This window comes from uncultured Ruminococcus sp. (assembly GCF_946415235.1).
Taxonomy (GTDB): domain Bacteria; phylum Bacillota; class Clostridia; order Oscillospirales; family Ruminococcaceae; genus Ruminococcus.
Window position 1 is genome coordinate 1 of the sequence record NZ_CAMKRR010000057.1, and the last position, 17,320, is coordinate 17,320.

The window sequence follows — 17,320 nt, forward strand, 5'->3', positions numbered from 1 at the left end:
ATCAAAACAACGGCAGGAATTGCTCAGAAATTCAATATTCCGGTCAATAAAGAGATTGACTTTAAGCATAATGATTATCGCTACAAAATCAATTATGCTTTTGCTATTCACGCCTGCATCAGGTTCTTTCGCTCTGATCACGCAGATCATTCGCTTTTGGAAGACTTAATAGCAAGAAACAAATGTCCTGTCAGACCTAATCGTATCGCTGTCAGAAAAACTCGCTGCCATTCTGCTATCGGCTTCAATTACAGGTTATCATAATTCTACGCCTTTGTCAATGTTTTTTCAGGCAGATCTCTGATCTGTCTTTTCGTTATGCCATTTTGGTGTAAGTAATAGCAGGAGTTCGTTCGCTTACATACAAACATACTCCTGCTTCTTTATCGTTTTCAGTTAGCTTAATGACATTACCGATGAACGGGTGGTTTTGATTACTTCACAGTAAATTTAAGCATATTCCATGAGCGGGGGGCAAGATCTATCTTTCCGCCTATTTGCTGCTGTACAGGTGAAACTGCATCAGGATCATCAATGCTGTTGCAGCGTTTCATATCATCACTTGTCAGAACTGTATGGGATACGAGACTGTAGTTCTCGAATCCGTTAAGCTCAAGCTCACAGCTTTCATCAGCGGAACGATTTACTGCAAAAAGAGTGATGCCGCTGCCGTTTTCTACTGCAATAGTCTCGATATATGGCACATTGCTATGCTTCTTTGTGTCATAGGTACCGCATTCACAGACAGTATGCAATGCCTTTCCTCTTCCGTTCACCGAACAGTGGAGAAAAGGATAATAGATCGTCTGTAACCATGTCCCACCGCCTGTAACGGTCATTATGGGTGCAATCACATTGACAAGCTGTGCAAGACAGGCGATCTTTACCCTGTCGCAGTGACGCAGGAGTGTGATAAGCAGACATCCCACGACAAGTGCGTCCTCGACATTATAGATGTCCTCTAAAAGCGGCGGAGCGATCTGCCAGCGGTCTATATGCTTATCCTGCTCATTGCTGTGGAACCAGATGTTCCACTCATCAAAGGAAAGCATGATCTCCTTTTCGGACTTCTTCTCAGCTTTTATCTCATCGCATATTTTCGCAGTATCAATTATAAACTGATCCATATCCATTGACGACGCAAGAAAATCTGCGGTGTCATTATCAGGATTGCCATAATAGCTGTGCATGGAAACGTAGTCAACATGGTCGTAGCACTCGCGCAGCACAGTGCGTTCCCATTCGCCGAAGGTAGGCATTAAAGGACCTGAACTTCCGCAGGCTACCAGCTCGATGGTCGGATCGGTCAGCTTCATAAGCTTTGCAGTCTCACAGGCAAGACGGGCATATTCCTGAGCGGTCTTATGGCCTATCTGCCAGTCTCCGTCCATCTCATTTCCAAGACACCACACCTTTATGCCGAACGGTTTATCAAAGCCGTTTTTTCGGCGCAGATCAGCATAATACGTATCAGTGTCAAGGTTGCAGTACTCAACAAGGCTGCGGGCTTCATCAGCGCCTCGCGTACCGAGATTAACTGCCATCATTATTTCTGCGTCCGCACGCTTTGCCCATTCCTGAAACTCATCAATGCCAATTTCATTGGTCTCAATGCTGTTCCATGCAAGCTCCAGCTTTTTCGGACGCTTTGACCTGTCTCCGATTCCGTCCTCCCAGTTGTAGCCGGACACGAAGTTACCGCCCGGATAACGTACAACAGGGACCTTCAGAGCCTTTACCAGTTCCATTACATCCTTGCGGAAGCCCATATCGTCAGCACTTTCATGTGACGGCTCATAGATGCCGCCATATACAGCGCGTCCGAGATGCTCAATAAATGAGCCGTATATTCGAGGGTCGATATCACCTATAATATCCAAGGGATTGATAGTTATTTTTGCTTTCATAGCTTAAACTCCAGATCATATTCATGTAATAAATGTATCAAATAAGCCTTCCGTTTACAATAATATGTAATGCCAATACAGATCATTGTAAACAGCAGAAACGTATTCTTCAGTGTTTTTCAAAATCATTAAAATATATCCTGCTTTGTTTTTTACAAAACGCAGCAGGATCTATTGCATCATATCCGTCAATTAAAGATATCAGCCCTTTACAGCACCCGCAGTCAGACCGTCAACGATCTGGTTGGAGAATAAGCAGTAAACAACTATAGTAGGTATGATCGCGATTATAATGGCCGCAAACATCTGCGAATAGTTGGTATTGTAAGGTCCGACGAACTTTGACAGTGCTACAGGCAGAGTCTTCTTTGCATCATCAGAGATAAATACCATAGCAAGAAGAAGCTCGTTCCAGTTGCCTATGAAAGTCATAAGTCCCGTTACACAAAGACCTGTCTTGCCAAGCGGCAGGCATATCTTCATGAATATCTGGAAGATATTAGCACCCTCAATACAAGCACATTCGATAAGCTCATTCGGCATACCCTTGAAAAAGCCTGTCATAATGAATATCGTTATCGGGAGCGAGAAGGTAACGTATGGAATTATAATACCTAAAAGTGAATTTGAAAGGCCTATCTTTGCAAATCTTGTGAAGAGAGGGATAAGCACACAGTGTATAGGTATCATCATACCTGTAAGGAAATATGTCATGGCAAGCTTTGCACCCTTCCAGCGCAAACGGGCTATGCCGAATGCAGCCATTGAACCGATGAGCATACTTAATATCAGTGCAACGGCACAAACAATGAACGAGTTAAGTGTCGCTGTACCAAGACGTCCTGCTGTCCATGCAAATGAAAAGTTATCAAATGTTATGTTCTCCGGAAGTGAAAAAGGAGAGGTAAATATCTCCTTATTCGTCTTGAAGGATACATTGAACACCCACAGAAGAGGAAGGATATAAGTTATGGATATCAGTACCAGAAATACATAAATGACTATCTGGATACCTGATGTTTTTTTCTTTGATGAAAAATCAGGTTCAGCAATTGCTGATCTTGTAGAACTCATTTTACTGTACCTCCTTACATCTCATACTGCTCGGTCTTTACGACCTTATTGATAAACAGTGTTACTAACAGACAGAGTATAAGCAGTACAACGCCTATCGCACTTGCATAACCGTATTTGAAATACTTGAAGCCCTGCTGATAGAGGTGAGTCGCAAGGACCTCAGTCTTGTGGTTCGGACCACCTTCTGTCATGTTGAATATAAGGTCGAAGAATTTCAATGAGCCTATCGCATTCAGTGACATAGCTGTAGCTACCATCGGCTTGATCAGCGGAAGGGTTATGTATCTGAATGTCTGAGCCTTTGTACATCCGTCAATATAGCTTGCTTCCATAAGCGACTTGCTTATACCTGATATCTGAGCCATATAAAGCATCATTGACTGTCCTACATACTGCCAGAGAGAAACAAAAGCTATTACCCACATAGGAAGAATGATATAGCCTTTGGTATCCATAAGCCAGAGAGGAGCTTCCTCAACACCGCATTTTTCAAGGAGCTGGTTGATACCGAGCTTCGGGCTGAATATGAACATCCACATCAGACCGAGGGCTGCCGAAGAAAGTACGCAGGGAAGATAGATTATGTTCTTGAATGCATTTCGTCCCTTTTTAATGTTTGTCAGAAGAGCTGCGAAGATAAGACCTACGATAAGCTGTGACACACAGGAGAAAATAAGGAAAAACATTGAGTTTTTCAGAGCAATGCCGAAGGTTTTATCGGAAAGAAGAGTCTTGTAATTTTTCAGTCCGACGTAAACAGGTTCGGTTATGCCTTTGTAATCACAGAATGAATAATATACCGACTGAACGATCGGTATAAAAAGCACCAGCGTGAACAAAAGGAAAGCAGGAAGCATAAATAAAATTATGGCTTTCTTGTTCCTAAGCATTTTGTCCATCCTGGACCAACTCCTTTCAGAAGATCAATATGGTAAAACAATAGGGGCGCAGGGTACGCCCCTATTATTTTTTTAAAAGTCAGAAATTACTTTCTGCAGTTTGCCTTGTAGTAGTCCTCCATGTCCTTTGCAGCCTCTGCAGGTGTCATGTCCTTAAGGAATACAGCAACCATAGTGTCATCGAAGTGAGCGCCTGTCTCGGTTGTCGGCATTGATTCGTTGTAGAAGCCGAATGTACCCTTTGCTTTGCCGAATATATCCATAACGTATGAGAGTTGCTTAGGAGCTACCGACTCATCATACTTAACATTTGTTACAGGGATCTTACCGCCTACTTCAGCTGTGTACTTCTGAGCTGTATCATCAGTGAAGTACTTTATGAGAGCTGCTGAAGCTTCAGGATACTTAGTTGTTGAACTCATACAGAGTGAGTCTGACTTAGCGATAAGTCTTTCAACGCCCGGGAACTGGAATACTCCGCACTTAGACTCAAATTCGGGGTTGGCACCGTTCATCTGACCGATAACCCATGAACCCTGGATAAGGATAGCAGCTTCTTCGTTGTAGAAGTTAGCTGTAGCAACATCGTTTGTATCGCCTGCTGCTGTTCTCTGGAAGTACTCTGAGAACTGAAGGAGCTTGTTGCCTACGCTCTCGAGCTTGCCGTCTTCCCATGAAGCTGAACCGTCAGCGAGCTTGGGAAGGCTTACGCCCTCTGCTTCACAGAGATAACCTGCTACCATTGACAGACACCATGCAGTACCTGCGGAAATAGTTACAGGAGTATAGCCTGCAGCCTTGAGCTTATCGCAAGCTGTGATCATTTCATCCCAGTTCTTTGGAACTGAAGCGCCTGCTTTCTCAAACATCTCTGTATTGTAGAAGCAGCATGCTGCAGCTGTGTTAAGCGGAACAGCATATATCTTTCCATCGTAGGTCTGCTGTGTAAATACAGCATCACTTTTGAATGTGTCCTTCCAGCCGTCCTTGTTGAGATATTCATCAAGAGGAGCTGCAACGCCCGGCTCAACATAGTCTGTGAGCTGCGGACCCGGACTTACGATAAATACATCAGGTGTTTCACCTGCTGAAACATGAGCATTGAGATTGTTGTAGTATTCTTCAAGGTTTGTTGTAATAGGTGTTACATGATACTTGCCCTCAAAATCCTTGTTGAATCTCTCGATAGTATCCTTATAGCCGAGAGAAATTTTATCCTCGGTAGCGTTGAGGTCGTCCCAGAACATCCATGTGATCTCCTGAACACCATCTGAACTTCCGCCGCCATTGTTGTTGGTGGTTGCAGAACTACCTGATCCGCTGTTGTTTGATGATCCACCGGAACTGCCGCCGCAGCCTGTAAGTGTAGTAGCGAACATTGCTGCTGTCATAAGTGTTGCTAAGAGTCTTCTTTTTTTCATTACTATTACCTCCTGGTTAAGTTCCGCACGACACATATCTTCATAATTTACATATCCACATGCCGCTCGGCAATTAAATTACTGTCATACCGAATATGATATTATTATCATCGGTATCTTTGTAAATCTTACCATATTATTAACAAGTTGTCAATAAATATATGTGATAAAGGCAAAAAATGAGTAAAAAACACTGTTTTTCGTTCATTAATCGCAAAAAATGGTTAGTGTAAACAGGGAACTTTTTAGTTATAACAGTTAATTGCCCTGCAAATCAGAAAAATGTTTCATTCGAGAGTGAACGATCCGAGGGTGGGATTCCCTGTGCCCTTGAAGGTGAACCATATAGCGTTCACGCCGTCGGGTATCCTGATATCGGAAGTGAATTTCTTCCATACGTTGCTGTTTTCAATCCCGATCTCGCCAAGCTCCTCACCGTCCCATGCGGTCTTGACCGCAAAAGTGCCGCCGCCGTAGCCGCGGGTAGTAATGCTGACCTTGGTAATGCCCTTGCAGCTGAAATACTTGAAGCCGATATTTGTACCCTCTTTTATATTGAAGATGTATCCTGTCTCCTCATCTCCGTCCCTGCCGTCCTGCATTATGCGCGGAGCATTAAGGTCGCCGATATAAATCTCGGGCTTTTTGCCGAAGATATTACAGGCAATATAAGCGGGGTATTCTCCCCTGCCCTCGAGAGGTCCGCCGTTGAGACCGCATGAAGTAATCTCAGCCTGATCGAAGCTTCCGTCTGAGTTCAGGGTAAGCTTTTCCGCACAGCCCTGTCTGGAGAACCATGTGCCGTTAGTATGCCTGTGATAGAAAATATACCACTCGCCGTTTATCTCGATTATGCTGCCGTGATTGTTGGCACCACGGTTCGAGGGCATATCTGCGGGCTTGTAGGTGTCGATATGCAGGTCGGTATTGCTGACAAGCACTCCGCCATATTTAAATCCCTTTAACGGGTCATCACTAACAGCGTAGCAAAGTTCGTGCATAACTTCCGAAGAATATATAAAATAGTACTTACCGTTCACCTTGCGTATGGATGAAGCCTCGAAGAAGGCGTGTCCCTCGAACTCGGTGCCTGCGCTGTAACAGATGCCCGGGATTATAAGCTGCGGCTCAGTGATAACCGTCAGCATATCTTTATCAAGTGTAACCACCTTTGAGCCTGTTCTGGACTTGTCGCCCTCGGGACAAAATCCGCTGTACATATAGGTCTTGCCGCCATCGGTGATAACACCAGGATCAAACTGAGGCTCGTCCCCTTCTCTTTCGCCGAGGCGTGTGCCGTCCTGATAGTGAACATAGCCGTAGAACTCATATCTGCCTGCGGGCTCATCACATACTGCAACGGACATAACGCCAACTTTGTCGAGCACATAGTAGAGATAGTATCTTCCGTCAGCGCCTACAGTAACGTCGGGTGCATAAAGACACATATGACCGTCCTTGTTCATAGGGTCGGCGTTCCTTGGGTAGATAACTCCCTCATAGCGCCAGTTCCCGAGGTCATTGACGGGCGCGGACCAGCATACATAGTCACCCATACAGAAAACATAGCCGTTCCAGAAATCGTGAGAACCATAGACGTATACACGGTCGCCGAATACATAAGGCTCACCGTCTGGGATATACTCCCAGCTGGGGAGATAGGGATTGAATGCCTGTTTCTTGCTCATAAAATATCCTCCTTATTTCATTTCTCCGAGCAGGAACTTAACGAAGCTGTTCTGCTCTTCGGATGCCTTTGCACCGTCACTGGTAAACAGCATCTCACTGCGGTCAGCGTCAGTATATGGATTCCACTCGGGTAGCCTTCTGCCGTTTATGTCAAATCCGTTGGGGTCTCCTGTCTTGACGAAGTTAGCCCAGTAATCGCACATCTGTCTTGCAAGATCGTAATGCCTGCCCTCGTATGGTCTGGTGCATTTGGCAAGTGTCTCGAAGAAGAACCATAGGTCAACAGAGTGAAATGTTCCTGGGGCGTCTTCACCCGGTATATCAGCAATGAAGCGGTAGTAGTAGCAGTTCTTCGGATCGTTCTGTCTGTTCTCACCGAGGAAAGCGTCCTTGACGCCAAGCTCGGGAGAGGAAACCGGAGAATAACCATTATCATTCCTGACCCATGCTTCCGAAAAAGCAAGGAACTCCTCTGCCCTGCTGCCGAAATACTCATCTGCTTTCTGTGCAAGTTCGTTATCATCCGACGCATGGATGAACTCCATGAATTCGTCGCCTGTATTGCCGCTCATAACAGGAACACGGATACGTGTGCCGTTCCTGAATGCCTTCATCGGGTCCTGTGTGCAGAAGTGACCGTCCTGCACTATGGTGAAGAACATCTCGCCGTTGTTACGAAGCTCCGAATACTTTCTGTGTATGAAGTCAGCGTCGAGCCTTCTTGCCTCTTCAAGTGTCTTTACGCCAAGATGCTCAAAGAGTCTCTCCCCTTTTTTGCCTGCCTGTTCAAGGCTCTGAGGCAGAAAGAATTCATTGACAACATAGGGTGAGCCAAACATACCGCTCATGATTACCGCTTTTTTGAAATCGCCTTCGTTATCCCTGCAGGCCATCTGTGCCATTACGCTGTTGCCGCCTGCTGACTGTCCTGCTATGGTTATATTATCGGGGTCACCGCCGAAGCTCGCAATATTGCGGCGTACCCACCTTAGACCCGCCTGCTGATCGAGGCTGCCGAAATTGCAGGGCGCATCCGGCTGCTCCTTTGTAAGCTGAGGGTGGCAGAGGAAGCCAAACGCCCCGAGGCGGTAATTTACTGTAACTACAACGATATCTCTCCTTGCGAGACGTTCGCCGTCAAATTCCATTTCGGAGGTGTAGCCCCACTGAAAACCGCCGCCGAAGAACCATACAAGTACAGGATTACGCTCATTTGCGGACTTCGCGTTCGTCCATACATTAAGATAAAGACAGTCTTCGCTCATGGGTATCTCGGGATCAACGTGCCACTCACGGCAATATATATCATCGCCTAAACCCGGGGTATCCTGAACGGATATGGGCGCAAACTCAAAGCAGTCACGGACGCCCTGCCAGTTTTGGGCTTGCTGCGGAGCCCGCCAGCGATTCTCGCCCACAGGCGGAGCGGCAAAGGGTATGCCCTTGAATGAGGTTACCCTCGGGTCAGCTGCGGGCAGACCACGTACTTGTCCGTTTTCGGTATTTGCTATCCTTAGCATTATGTCAGCTCCTTTATTATAGAATATTTTTTATGATACTGAAAACATTTTAACATTAAAACTTATAGATTGCAAGACAGAAAAAGATAAAAGTCTGACCGTTTTTTGCTGTATTTTTTCAGATTAACTCTGCCTGCATTTTTTAGACTTATCCTATATAAAAACATTGCCCCCTGAGAGAGCAATGCTTTACACTTCCGTTTGTATCCATTCCATAAGAACATCGACTATATACGCCTTTTCCGCTTGTGTCAGCACTTTTCCGGCAGGGATATTATGCCACTTTTCAAGACAGCCCCGGCAGCAGCAGGCAGTTGCGTGCTGAGCCGCAAAAACCGGATGCCCTTTCATAGGAGTCTGCTTACCGTCATTTTCAGGCGCCTCGGGAGAAAGCCTTTTTTCAACAAAATCCTTTGCATGGCTTCGGATAATATCTAAGCCCTTTTCAACGATATAGGCCTTATCCTTTTCTGTCAGATGAAAGCGGCTCCTGAACTCTGAACGGCTCAGCCTTGCGAAAAGCTCATTTCTGTCGGGCAGCTCATACTTTATTGCAGCACCCGAATCATTACCCGGTATATAGCTGTAACCCGACTTTTTAGCCTGTGATATATGCAGCTTACGGTCTAAATGATATACTCTTCCGTCCTTTATAAATACTGCTCCTGTCTGTCGGAAGGTAAATGGTACGCCGCTGCGTATACATTCTCTGCGTACCTCCTTTATCCACCTCAGATCACACGGTCTTGCATTCGGACCTGATTCACCGCCGCATGAAACGTGCTCTATCGCTCCTGCTGACAGGTACTTCTCAATATTTATCTCCTCAAGCATCGGCTCCGAGATGATCTCTCTGTGCTTTATGGGTAGCTTCAGAAAAACAGGAAGTCTGTAGTCGGCTCTTTCCTGATTTTCACAGGTGCAGCATACAGTTACGTTATCCCAGCCTTCGCCCCAGTCTGAAGGTATACACTTCTCAAAGCGGTCTATCCTCTTGGTTATGATATGAAATTGCAGATCATTTCTCAAACGGATAATATCCCAGCAGCCCTGCCGCCAGTCATCTGCTTCCTCAAGAAAAAAGTCAGAGGTCATACAGGTGAAAACTATACCATCCTCGGCTTTTAGCTTATACTCTCCCTGCCTGTTCTTTTTCAGAGGCAGGCTGTAGTCCCCTGTCTTTGCAATAACAGAAGCATCCTTGCCGATACTCTCGTCCCGTCGGTAAACATAGCAGTTGGCACATCCCGCGCTTATCTTTCGGCAGCCGTGCCAAGGATTCCATACAACCATTTTTTTCTGTCCTTTATATTATGAGTTCAAAGGAATTCTTCAAAGAACTCTTTTATCTTTATATCCGTACTCTTCTTCAATATACGCTCAAGCTTTTTTCGGTGCAACCTGAAATACTCTCTATATCTCTGCATAGCTTCGGCTGTAAGCCGATAGTTGCCTGTACAGCGCAGATATGCTATTTCAGCCTTTATCCTGAAAGGTATTACCTGTTCCAGTATATGTCCGTCATACAGCTCGAAATCAAAGAATCTGCCGTCACTGCCGTTTGTGATGCATCTGCCGTAAAAATCGCTGAGTTCAAGGTGATCCTTCCATACAGCACCATATGGCATCATCGGGAAATAAAACAGTACTTCCGCATAAACATCTTTCAGATCAAAGACGATCATGAACCTTTTTCTTCGATTATCGGGATGAAAGAAATAATCATAAGTAAATACAGCTTCCTGCTTTTCGACTATAAAATCATCGTTTCTGAATACATTGACGTGTGCAGAAGATAGCAGTCTTGGTCTTTTAAGGTATTCAAGCCTTTCGGGGAACACCTGCTTTTCCCTTAATTTTCGTCTATAAAAAGGAACAGCGCTGTCTGACGTTATACAGCTGACGTCTTTATATACAAGAACCTCATCCTCATCGTTATCATCTGTGATCAGAGTATCGTTTATAACAGGCTGCACAAAGAAGTTATCGCTGTCCCAGCCTTTTCGCCTGCCAAAATCCATCGGGAGCTGTATATCGGTAAGAGCTTTGCAGCCTCAAAAACTAATATACCGAACTTTTCAACGCTGTCGGGGATTCTTACAGAGACAAGATCCGAGCCGTAAAACGCTAAATTACCTATCTCATTCAGACCTTCAGGGAAATTGATATACTTTATTTTCGAGTTCCGGAATGCATAACGCCCTATTGCCCTTATATGAGATGGGACATTAAAAGTTTCGGCTTCGCGCCTACTCCATAAAAGCCTGTCTCCGATCATAAGGGTCTCGTTTTTTTCAAAAAAAGGAGTCTGCATGAATACATTTGCGTCAACACAGCCTCCTGCAAGATATTCGAGCCCATTTACCTCTTCAAGTCCCGAATTAAAAAATACGTTGCTTTCGATATAGGTCTTTGTACACAGCGTTATTTTTTTCATATTTTTGCAGCCGACAAAAGCTGATATCCCTACGTATTTCACAGTATCGGGAAGCACTGCCTCTGTGATCCCATAACAATTAGAAAAAGCAAAATTGCATATCATAGTTACGGGCATACCGTCAATAAGCCTCGGTACGACCACTTTTCCGCCGCTTCCGATGTATTTCTTTATATGAATTTTTCCGTGCCTGCGTTTTAGCTGATATTCCTGTTCAGCCTGTTCTATCGTCATTTCCATAATATATCTCCATTGACAAGATGTAATAAATATGATAAAATTAAACTGATGCCGAGTTCATGAAACGAGGGATCAATAAAAACGGCGTAGTTTAGTGGAAGAACGTAAGCTCACCTGCGGAGATGCATCTGCATTTCCGCTAACAGAGCCGTGCAGCTGCGGCGGTCCGATCCCGCCCGTCAGTTTTTTGCCTGTTTCTTTTGAAACAGGCTTTTTTATGCAGTTTTTCTTTGAAATGTTATAGAGTCATTATAAATAGTATTTGGATATATTATACCATGGAGCTGTTGAAATTTCAAGACAAACTATAAAGCGAACTTTATACAACAAGAAAGCCGTGTCATTGTGACACGGCTCATTTTATATTATTTACTTGATTTCTTCATGAATTCTTCCATTGATACTGTTTTTTCCTTAGTTGTGGAAAGATATGCATAATAAGAAAGTATCTTTGAAGCATCAACTGCATCTATAATTCCGTCTTTATTTACATCAGCAGCCTGTTTCTGACTATCGTCGAATCCTCCGTCCTGCTTTGTGGAAATACGGGCATAATATGCAAGCACCCTTGAAGCGTCTACAGCATCGACAATACCGTTTTTATCCACATCGCCCAGAGTATAATCTACAGGTTTTACCGTGGTTGTGGTTGCAGAAGATGTAGTCGTTGTCACTGTAGTAGTTGCAGCAGGTTTTGTTGTAGTTGTTGCCTTGGTAGTCGTTGCAGATGTTGTTGTAGTCGCTGCCTTTGCAGTAGTTGTGGTGGTTGATGCAGAAGAACTGTCACCCGGAACAAACCCAAGATCTGCAAGAGCGTATGCTCCTGAACGATCAATATTCATATAGAAGTAAATATACTCTGCATCACTTGTATCTATGCTCATTTCCTGTGTTTCCATATCAGGCACAAGCTTGATTTTTTCCGATTCATTACTGTCCTTATAAATAGTAAGAGTTGCATTGCCATCGCCCGGACCGTCAATATGTCCGTATTTGAACTTTATGCTTTTCACATTTTCCGTATTGAAAGCCACATTTCCCGCATTGCCGAGAATAGAGGTAGACCTGCAGAAGAATCCCTGTGTATACTCTTTATCGTTCATGGTAAACTTGTTTGTTTTAGGGCTCTCGCCGTTATATACAGTAATACTGCTGTTATTGAAATTAGAACTGAGGAACTCCGATGCATTTTCATACTCGGGAACTATATGTGCGATCTCGGTCGCTCTTGAGTCCGCCTTGATATCAGCAAGAGCAAATGCAGAAGCACCGCTGACGTTATAATAAAAACGCATAACCGTTCCTTCCTTGACATCGAAGCTGTAATCAGTTGCTCTCATACCCCAGTTGAGGTCAATTGTCTTTATAAGCTCTTCATCAAGGTAAACATAGAGCTTTCCGCTGTTAAGGCCCGAATTATCAACATGACCCAGCGTCCATGAGATTGTATCGATATCCTCAACATTCAGGCTTGCACGTGCAACACTGTCGATTATGGTGCTGCTGAACTTGATGCCCTCATAATATGTTCTGCCATTGATCCTGAATATATCTCCCTTTGAGCTTCCGTTATATGTTGTAACGCTGTCGGTGTCAAAAACGCTTTCAACACACTTGCTGATCTTATCGTATTTCGGAGTAAGATAATCTATCTCGGGAGCAAGCTTATCCACATGGATATTCATTAACGCACAGACGCACTGACCGTCCGAGCTGAATTTAAAGCGAAGGTTCTTCGTGTCCTTGAGGTCGATCTCGTAATCAGCGATCTGCATATACGGCTTCATTTCAATGGACATACACTCCTCGTTGTCACGGTAGATATAAAGGGTCGCATTTGCAGTGCCTGCGTTCTGTATCCTGCCGACACTGAACGACATATGGCTCAGATTTTCAACATTATAGTTTATTGAGCCATAAGTTGAAATAACATCTGCATTAAACACTATTCCCTGATAATATGTACGTCCGTTAACGTTGTACTTGTTTCCCTTGGACGAACCTGTATACTTTGTGATACGGGTATTGTTGAAACCGCTGTCAATAAAAGTGCTTGCCTTTATGTACTTCGGAACGATATGCTCTTCGCCCGCATCAAGAGAGTCTGCCTTGATATCAGCTATAGCATATTTTACACTGCTTGACGGTACCTCTATACGAACTACCTTTGAACCCTCGGGGATATCAAGCTCATACTCCTCAAGCTCCATATTCCATGAAAGGGCTCTTGTATCGGACTGCTCATCATCGTCGATATAGACCTTCATAGTTGCTTTGCTGTTTTCTTCGCCGTCAACATGACCTAATGTCCAGCTCAGCTTTGAAAGGTTCTCTACGTTAAATGATACTGACGAATAGCTGTCGATGACAGATGTATTGAAAATGATACCCTGATAGTAAGTTCTGCCATTCATATTAAAGCCTGAATTTCTGCTCGTACCGCTGTATACGGAAATACTGTCACTGTTAAAGCGGTTTTCAAGAAGATTGCTCACATTCTTATACACAGGAGCAACCGACGGATTATCAGGACTTTCTTTATTTGTAGAGATGTCACCAATGGCATACTTGCAGCTTGAGCCCTCAAACACAAATTTCAGTTCAGAAGAGTCGGAAACATCAAGATCAGAATATTTTTGAGCCATCATCCTGTATGACAGTGTCATAGTATCAACGCAAACGCCGTCAAGGTATACCTTAAGCTTGACATCATAATAGTTCTCATTATCAACGTGACCGATTGTGCATGAAAACGAATCAAGCGCAGAAACATCAAATGTCACATAAGCTGAAGTATTAAGGGTGCTTGTACCAAGTACAACGCCCTGATAATAGGCTCTTCCGTCCATTGAAAAAGCAGCATTTTGGGTATTGGAATAAAATGTTGCATTAGACGATCCAAGCACGTCAAGTGAAGGCAGCAGCTTCACTGCCGCGGTATCTGCGGCAATTGCCGTAAGTACGCTTTTCAGGGCAATATTGCCCGTCAACGGTACAAAGCTGCACGATACAGTAAAGGCAGCAGCTGCGGCAATAATTTTTTTGATCCTCATAAAATATATCCTCCCATATAAATAATATATTGCATTATAACAAATTTCAGTGATCTGCTCTAACCAAATATTGCTGAATATATCAAATAATATTTGAAATGATGCTTAATAAGCCGTTTTCAGAGTTTTATCCTGCATTTGCCGAGGTGTATATTTTAATACATATGAGCAGTCGTCTCTGAGCTGAGGCGGCTTGATAAATAGGAGCAATCAAAATGATACTTGGACATAATGATTATTATAAGGTCATTCAAACAGCTTTTCAAAATCAGAAACATTCTCATTTTCTCGGACACTTGCCATTATAATACACATAAGTTCATCATCTATCTTTCTTGCATAATAATTGAATTCAGTATTGCCGTGATAGTCGATGATCACAGTTGCTCTGGCATATTCTTTGTTCCCGAGAGCAGCCTTTTTTATGTCTCTGCTTATTATAGTCCAGCCATCTTCATCATTTTCGCCTGCACGAGTCAGAAGGTCAACGTAGTCATTAAGATATTCTTCTTCGGTATAGCTGCTGTCATCAGGAACACCAAGCTCCGTGTTCAGGAAATCTATTTCTATAGCACTTCCGCTGCCGTTTCCGTCGTAGAATAAGCTGTCGCAATTTTTTGCGGATTCGATCCTTTTGTCATCTTCTTCAAAGCCAGCCATAGCCGAACCGAGATCAAATTCATTTAATATGTATCCTTCGGGTATAGTCATTTTTATGTCTGCGTATTCATTGATATACACACCGTCTTTTACAGTACCCTTGATATATCCTGTACCTTCTAAAGGCTCTGAAATAGTGCCTGCATTATTCTGATCGGAATCAACTTTACGTTTAAGGCTTATCACATATATATTTCCGAGTTCGTCGGATTCGATTATCCTGTTTTTGGCAGAACAGGTCATCGATGAACCGTCATGGGAGTAGCCGTTCTTATCTCTGTTAAGTCCGCAGCAGTAACCGTCATCATCCTTGAGCAGTATTTCCATTGATCGCTTATCAAGCAGCTTTCCACCGAAAAGCGCACGGTCAAAAGCGATCATATCTGAAAGACAGGAATGTATTCCGCCGTCGCCTCTGGAGTTATTCGGGCAGACAGGATAACCGTTTTCGTCCGTAAAGCCGTAAGCTGCCTGCTCCTCAAAATCCACAGGTACATATGTCATATCATCTTTAGCCATTGATGTGGTCTTTTTCATGCCGCACTTATCAAATATATTCTTTTTAACGCAGTCACAGTACTTCATACCTGTTACTTGCTCGATAATGAACGCCAGCAGACGGTAATTCGTATTGCTGTAGCTGAACTGTGCTCCCGGCTCGAACATCAAAGGAGCATTATATAACGCCTGCAGGAATTCCTCATCGGTCACCTTGTCGAGGTAAATATCGCTGAGTTTCTGATCTGCTGCCTCTTCACCTGAGATATTCCAGAAGGGATCGGGATTGTTGCAGTAATCCGGAATGCCTGACTTCATGTGCAGGAGATCATATATCGAAATCTCTTTTCCTGCTTCATACTCAGGAAAATACTTGTCAAGAGTATCATCAATGCTTAGCTTGCCTTTCTCCTGAAGCTGCAATATACATACAGCGGTGAATGTTTTGCTTACTGAAGCAATGTCAAAGACTGTATCCTGAGATACAGAAGTTTTACCGTCTTTTTCAGTGGCATCTTCGCAATACAGATACACGATATCAGCATCTGTTGCAACTGCCATAACGCCGATGCACGTTTTTGTGCCATAGGTTTTAAGGAGCTCTGAATATTTCCCGTTAGTATTTGACCATGAATGCTCGGATCCTGACAGTTTTACGTTTGAAAAGATATCTGCTGATTTATTATTGCTGCATGAGACAATCGTCAGAAGCATTACCGCTGCAATTAGTATAGATACTGGTTTTGAAAGCTTTTTGTACATTGTTCGCGTACCTCCTATTTTTGAGTTATTATAGCATACAAGAAAGTATCTGTCAAGCCAAAAAAGAAAAGCCTGTATTTAGCGTTTTCTGCTAAATACAGGCTTCCTTAAAAAAGCGGACAGAGAGGAATTCGAATTTTTGTAACGCACTGTTTTTGTCAATTTATAGCCTTTTATAATTTTCGTGTGGAATAAATGAGTGGAATAGAATTATTCTGAATGAAAACTATTTCTGGTATAGCTGTTCTTTTTCGATTATTGAAATATTGATATTTCCTGCAAATATCCTTTCCACCACAATCTGCGTCATTTCCTGCACCGACTCGGCATAACCGTTCCTTGCCCACTTCATAAAGATGCCGAAAAGCCCATAGGCAAGGTAGTAGCTTTCGTAGGTATCCGAGGTCTGATCGGTGTCGCTGTCGGTCATGATAACTTCATAAGCCGACAGGATCGCTCCGTGATGTCCCTGCCCGATGATGAGGTCGTTCTTTTTCCGCAGAGAGTAGCAAAAATCAAAGTACCGCCTGACACGGTAACTGTCATTGATCTGATGCTCCTTTAGCCTGTGTTCACGCTCATATTCTCGCCACTTCATGATAATGTAGGCGGTGATGATCTCGTCCTTTGATTTGAAATTGCGAAAATAGGTCGCTCTGCCGATGCCGCCCGTTTCGCACAGCTCGTCCACGGTGATCTTTTCGATGTTCTTCTTTTTCATCAGCTTGAACAGCGCTTCACCGTAGGCTGAGGTAACATATTCTGACATTTTCTATTCTTCCTTTCTGCCTGATGATACTATTTCGCAAAATAGTATCATTTTTCCGATTTTATTGACTTTGCATCCGTTTTATGATATTATAGTATCATAGAAAAGCGAATTTGTCAAGTGCTTGATAAGAAAGGATGGTCGCTATGGAAAAAAGTACAGCAAAGAAGCATAAAGCGCTCAAAGTCATACTGATCGTTCTGGCTGTTATGGTCGTACTGTGCATTGGCGGATTCTTTATCGCAGCCACGCACACACAGATCGTAGTAGGCTTCCTTCAGAAAATATCTGACAACGGAAAACCGCTGAACTCCTATGAACCTTTGAACGAAACGCAGAACGGTTTGAAAGAAAACGGACAGTATCTTATCAGCGAGATCGAATATGC

At 43.6% G+C, this 17,320-nt stretch carries 13 protein-coding genes and 1 pseudogene; 2 read left to right on the forward strand and 12 right to left on the reverse strand.

What is annotated here, in order from left to right; genetic code table 11:
- Positions 1-264: pseudogene (locus Q0R37_RS10405) on the forward strand (hypothetical protein); the annotation flags it as partial.
- Positions 265-434: 170 nt separating this feature from the next.
- On the opposite strand, the gene Q0R37_RS10410 reads toward Q0R37_RS10405, so the two are convergent.
- From Q0R37_RS10410 to Q0R37_RS10470, 12 genes are all read right to left on the reverse strand, one after another.
- Positions 435-1,907 (reverse strand): alpha-N-arabinofuranosidase, encoded by a 1,473-nt coding sequence (locus Q0R37_RS10410; protein ID WP_294754207.1) that lies wholly within the window; start codon positions 1,905-1,907, stop codon positions 435-437.
- A 201-nt stretch (positions 1,908-2,108) separates the two neighbouring features.
- Positions 2,109-2,981, reverse strand: coding sequence for a carbohydrate ABC transporter permease (locus Q0R37_RS10415; protein WP_294754209.1), 873 nt, complete (start codon positions 2,979-2,981; stop codon positions 2,109-2,111).
- Positions 2,982-2,995: 14 nt separating this feature from the next.
- Positions 2,996-3,883: a sugar ABC transporter permease gene (locus Q0R37_RS10420; RefSeq protein WP_294754210.1), complete on the reverse strand. Its 888-nt coding sequence runs from the start codon at positions 3,881-3,883 to the stop codon at positions 2,996-2,998.
- Between the two features lie 86 nt (positions 3,884-3,969).
- A complete protein-coding gene (locus tag Q0R37_RS10425; RefSeq protein WP_294754211.1) occupies positions 3,970-5,304 on the reverse strand; it encodes an extracellular solute-binding protein in 1,335 nt (444 codons plus the stop codon).
- 287 nt (positions 5,305-5,591) lie between these two features.
- Positions 5,592-6,992, reverse strand: a complete 1,401-nt coding sequence (locus tag Q0R37_RS10430) for a family 43 glycosylhydrolase (RefSeq protein ID WP_294754213.1) — start codon at positions 6,990-6,992, stop codon at positions 5,592-5,594.
- A gap of 12 nt (positions 6,993-7,004) precedes the next feature.
- On the reverse strand, positions 7,005-8,513 hold the full coding sequence (locus tag Q0R37_RS10435) for a carboxylesterase family protein (RefSeq protein WP_294754215.1): 1,509 nt from the start codon (positions 8,511-8,513) through the stop codon (positions 7,005-7,007).
- A 189-nt stretch (positions 8,514-8,702) separates the two neighbouring features.
- Complete coding sequence (locus tag Q0R37_RS15675; RefSeq protein ID WP_366517419.1) at positions 8,703-9,806, reverse strand: DUF5131 family protein; 1,104 nt, start codon at positions 9,804-9,806, stop codon at positions 8,703-8,705.
- A gap of 26 nt (positions 9,807-9,832) precedes the next feature.
- Positions 9,833-10,534, reverse strand: a complete 702-nt coding sequence (locus Q0R37_RS10450) for a hypothetical protein (protein ID WP_294754217.1) — start codon at positions 10,532-10,534, stop codon at positions 9,833-9,835.
- Positions 10,474-11,190: a leucine-rich repeat domain-containing protein gene (locus Q0R37_RS10455; protein ID WP_294754219.1), complete on the reverse strand. Its 717-nt coding sequence runs from the start codon at positions 11,188-11,190 to the stop codon at positions 10,474-10,476. Before Q0R37_RS10455 ends, Q0R37_RS10450 begins: the two co-directional genes overlap by 61 nt.
- Positions 11,191-11,555: 365 nt before the next feature.
- Positions 11,556-14,243, reverse strand: coding sequence for a dockerin type I domain-containing protein (locus tag Q0R37_RS10460; protein ID WP_294754221.1), 2,688 nt, complete (start codon positions 14,241-14,243; stop codon positions 11,556-11,558).
- A 246-nt stretch (positions 14,244-14,489) separates the two neighbouring features.
- Complete coding sequence (locus tag Q0R37_RS10465; protein WP_294754224.1) at positions 14,490-16,163, reverse strand: serine hydrolase domain-containing protein; 1,674 nt, start codon at positions 16,161-16,163, stop codon at positions 14,490-14,492.
- 226 nt (positions 16,164-16,389) lie between these two features.
- The gene (locus tag Q0R37_RS10470) at positions 16,390-16,932 is read right to left on the reverse strand and encodes a TetR/AcrR family transcriptional regulator (protein WP_294754227.1); all 543 of its coding nucleotides are present in this window, start codon (positions 16,930-16,932) and stop codon (positions 16,390-16,392) included.
- 146 nt (positions 16,933-17,078) lie between these two features.
- Between Q0R37_RS10470 and Q0R37_RS10475 the strand changes: the two genes are divergently transcribed.
- A partial coding sequence (locus tag Q0R37_RS10475) for a hypothetical protein (protein WP_294754230.1) occupies positions 17,079-17,320 on the forward strand: 242 nt, incomplete at its 3' end.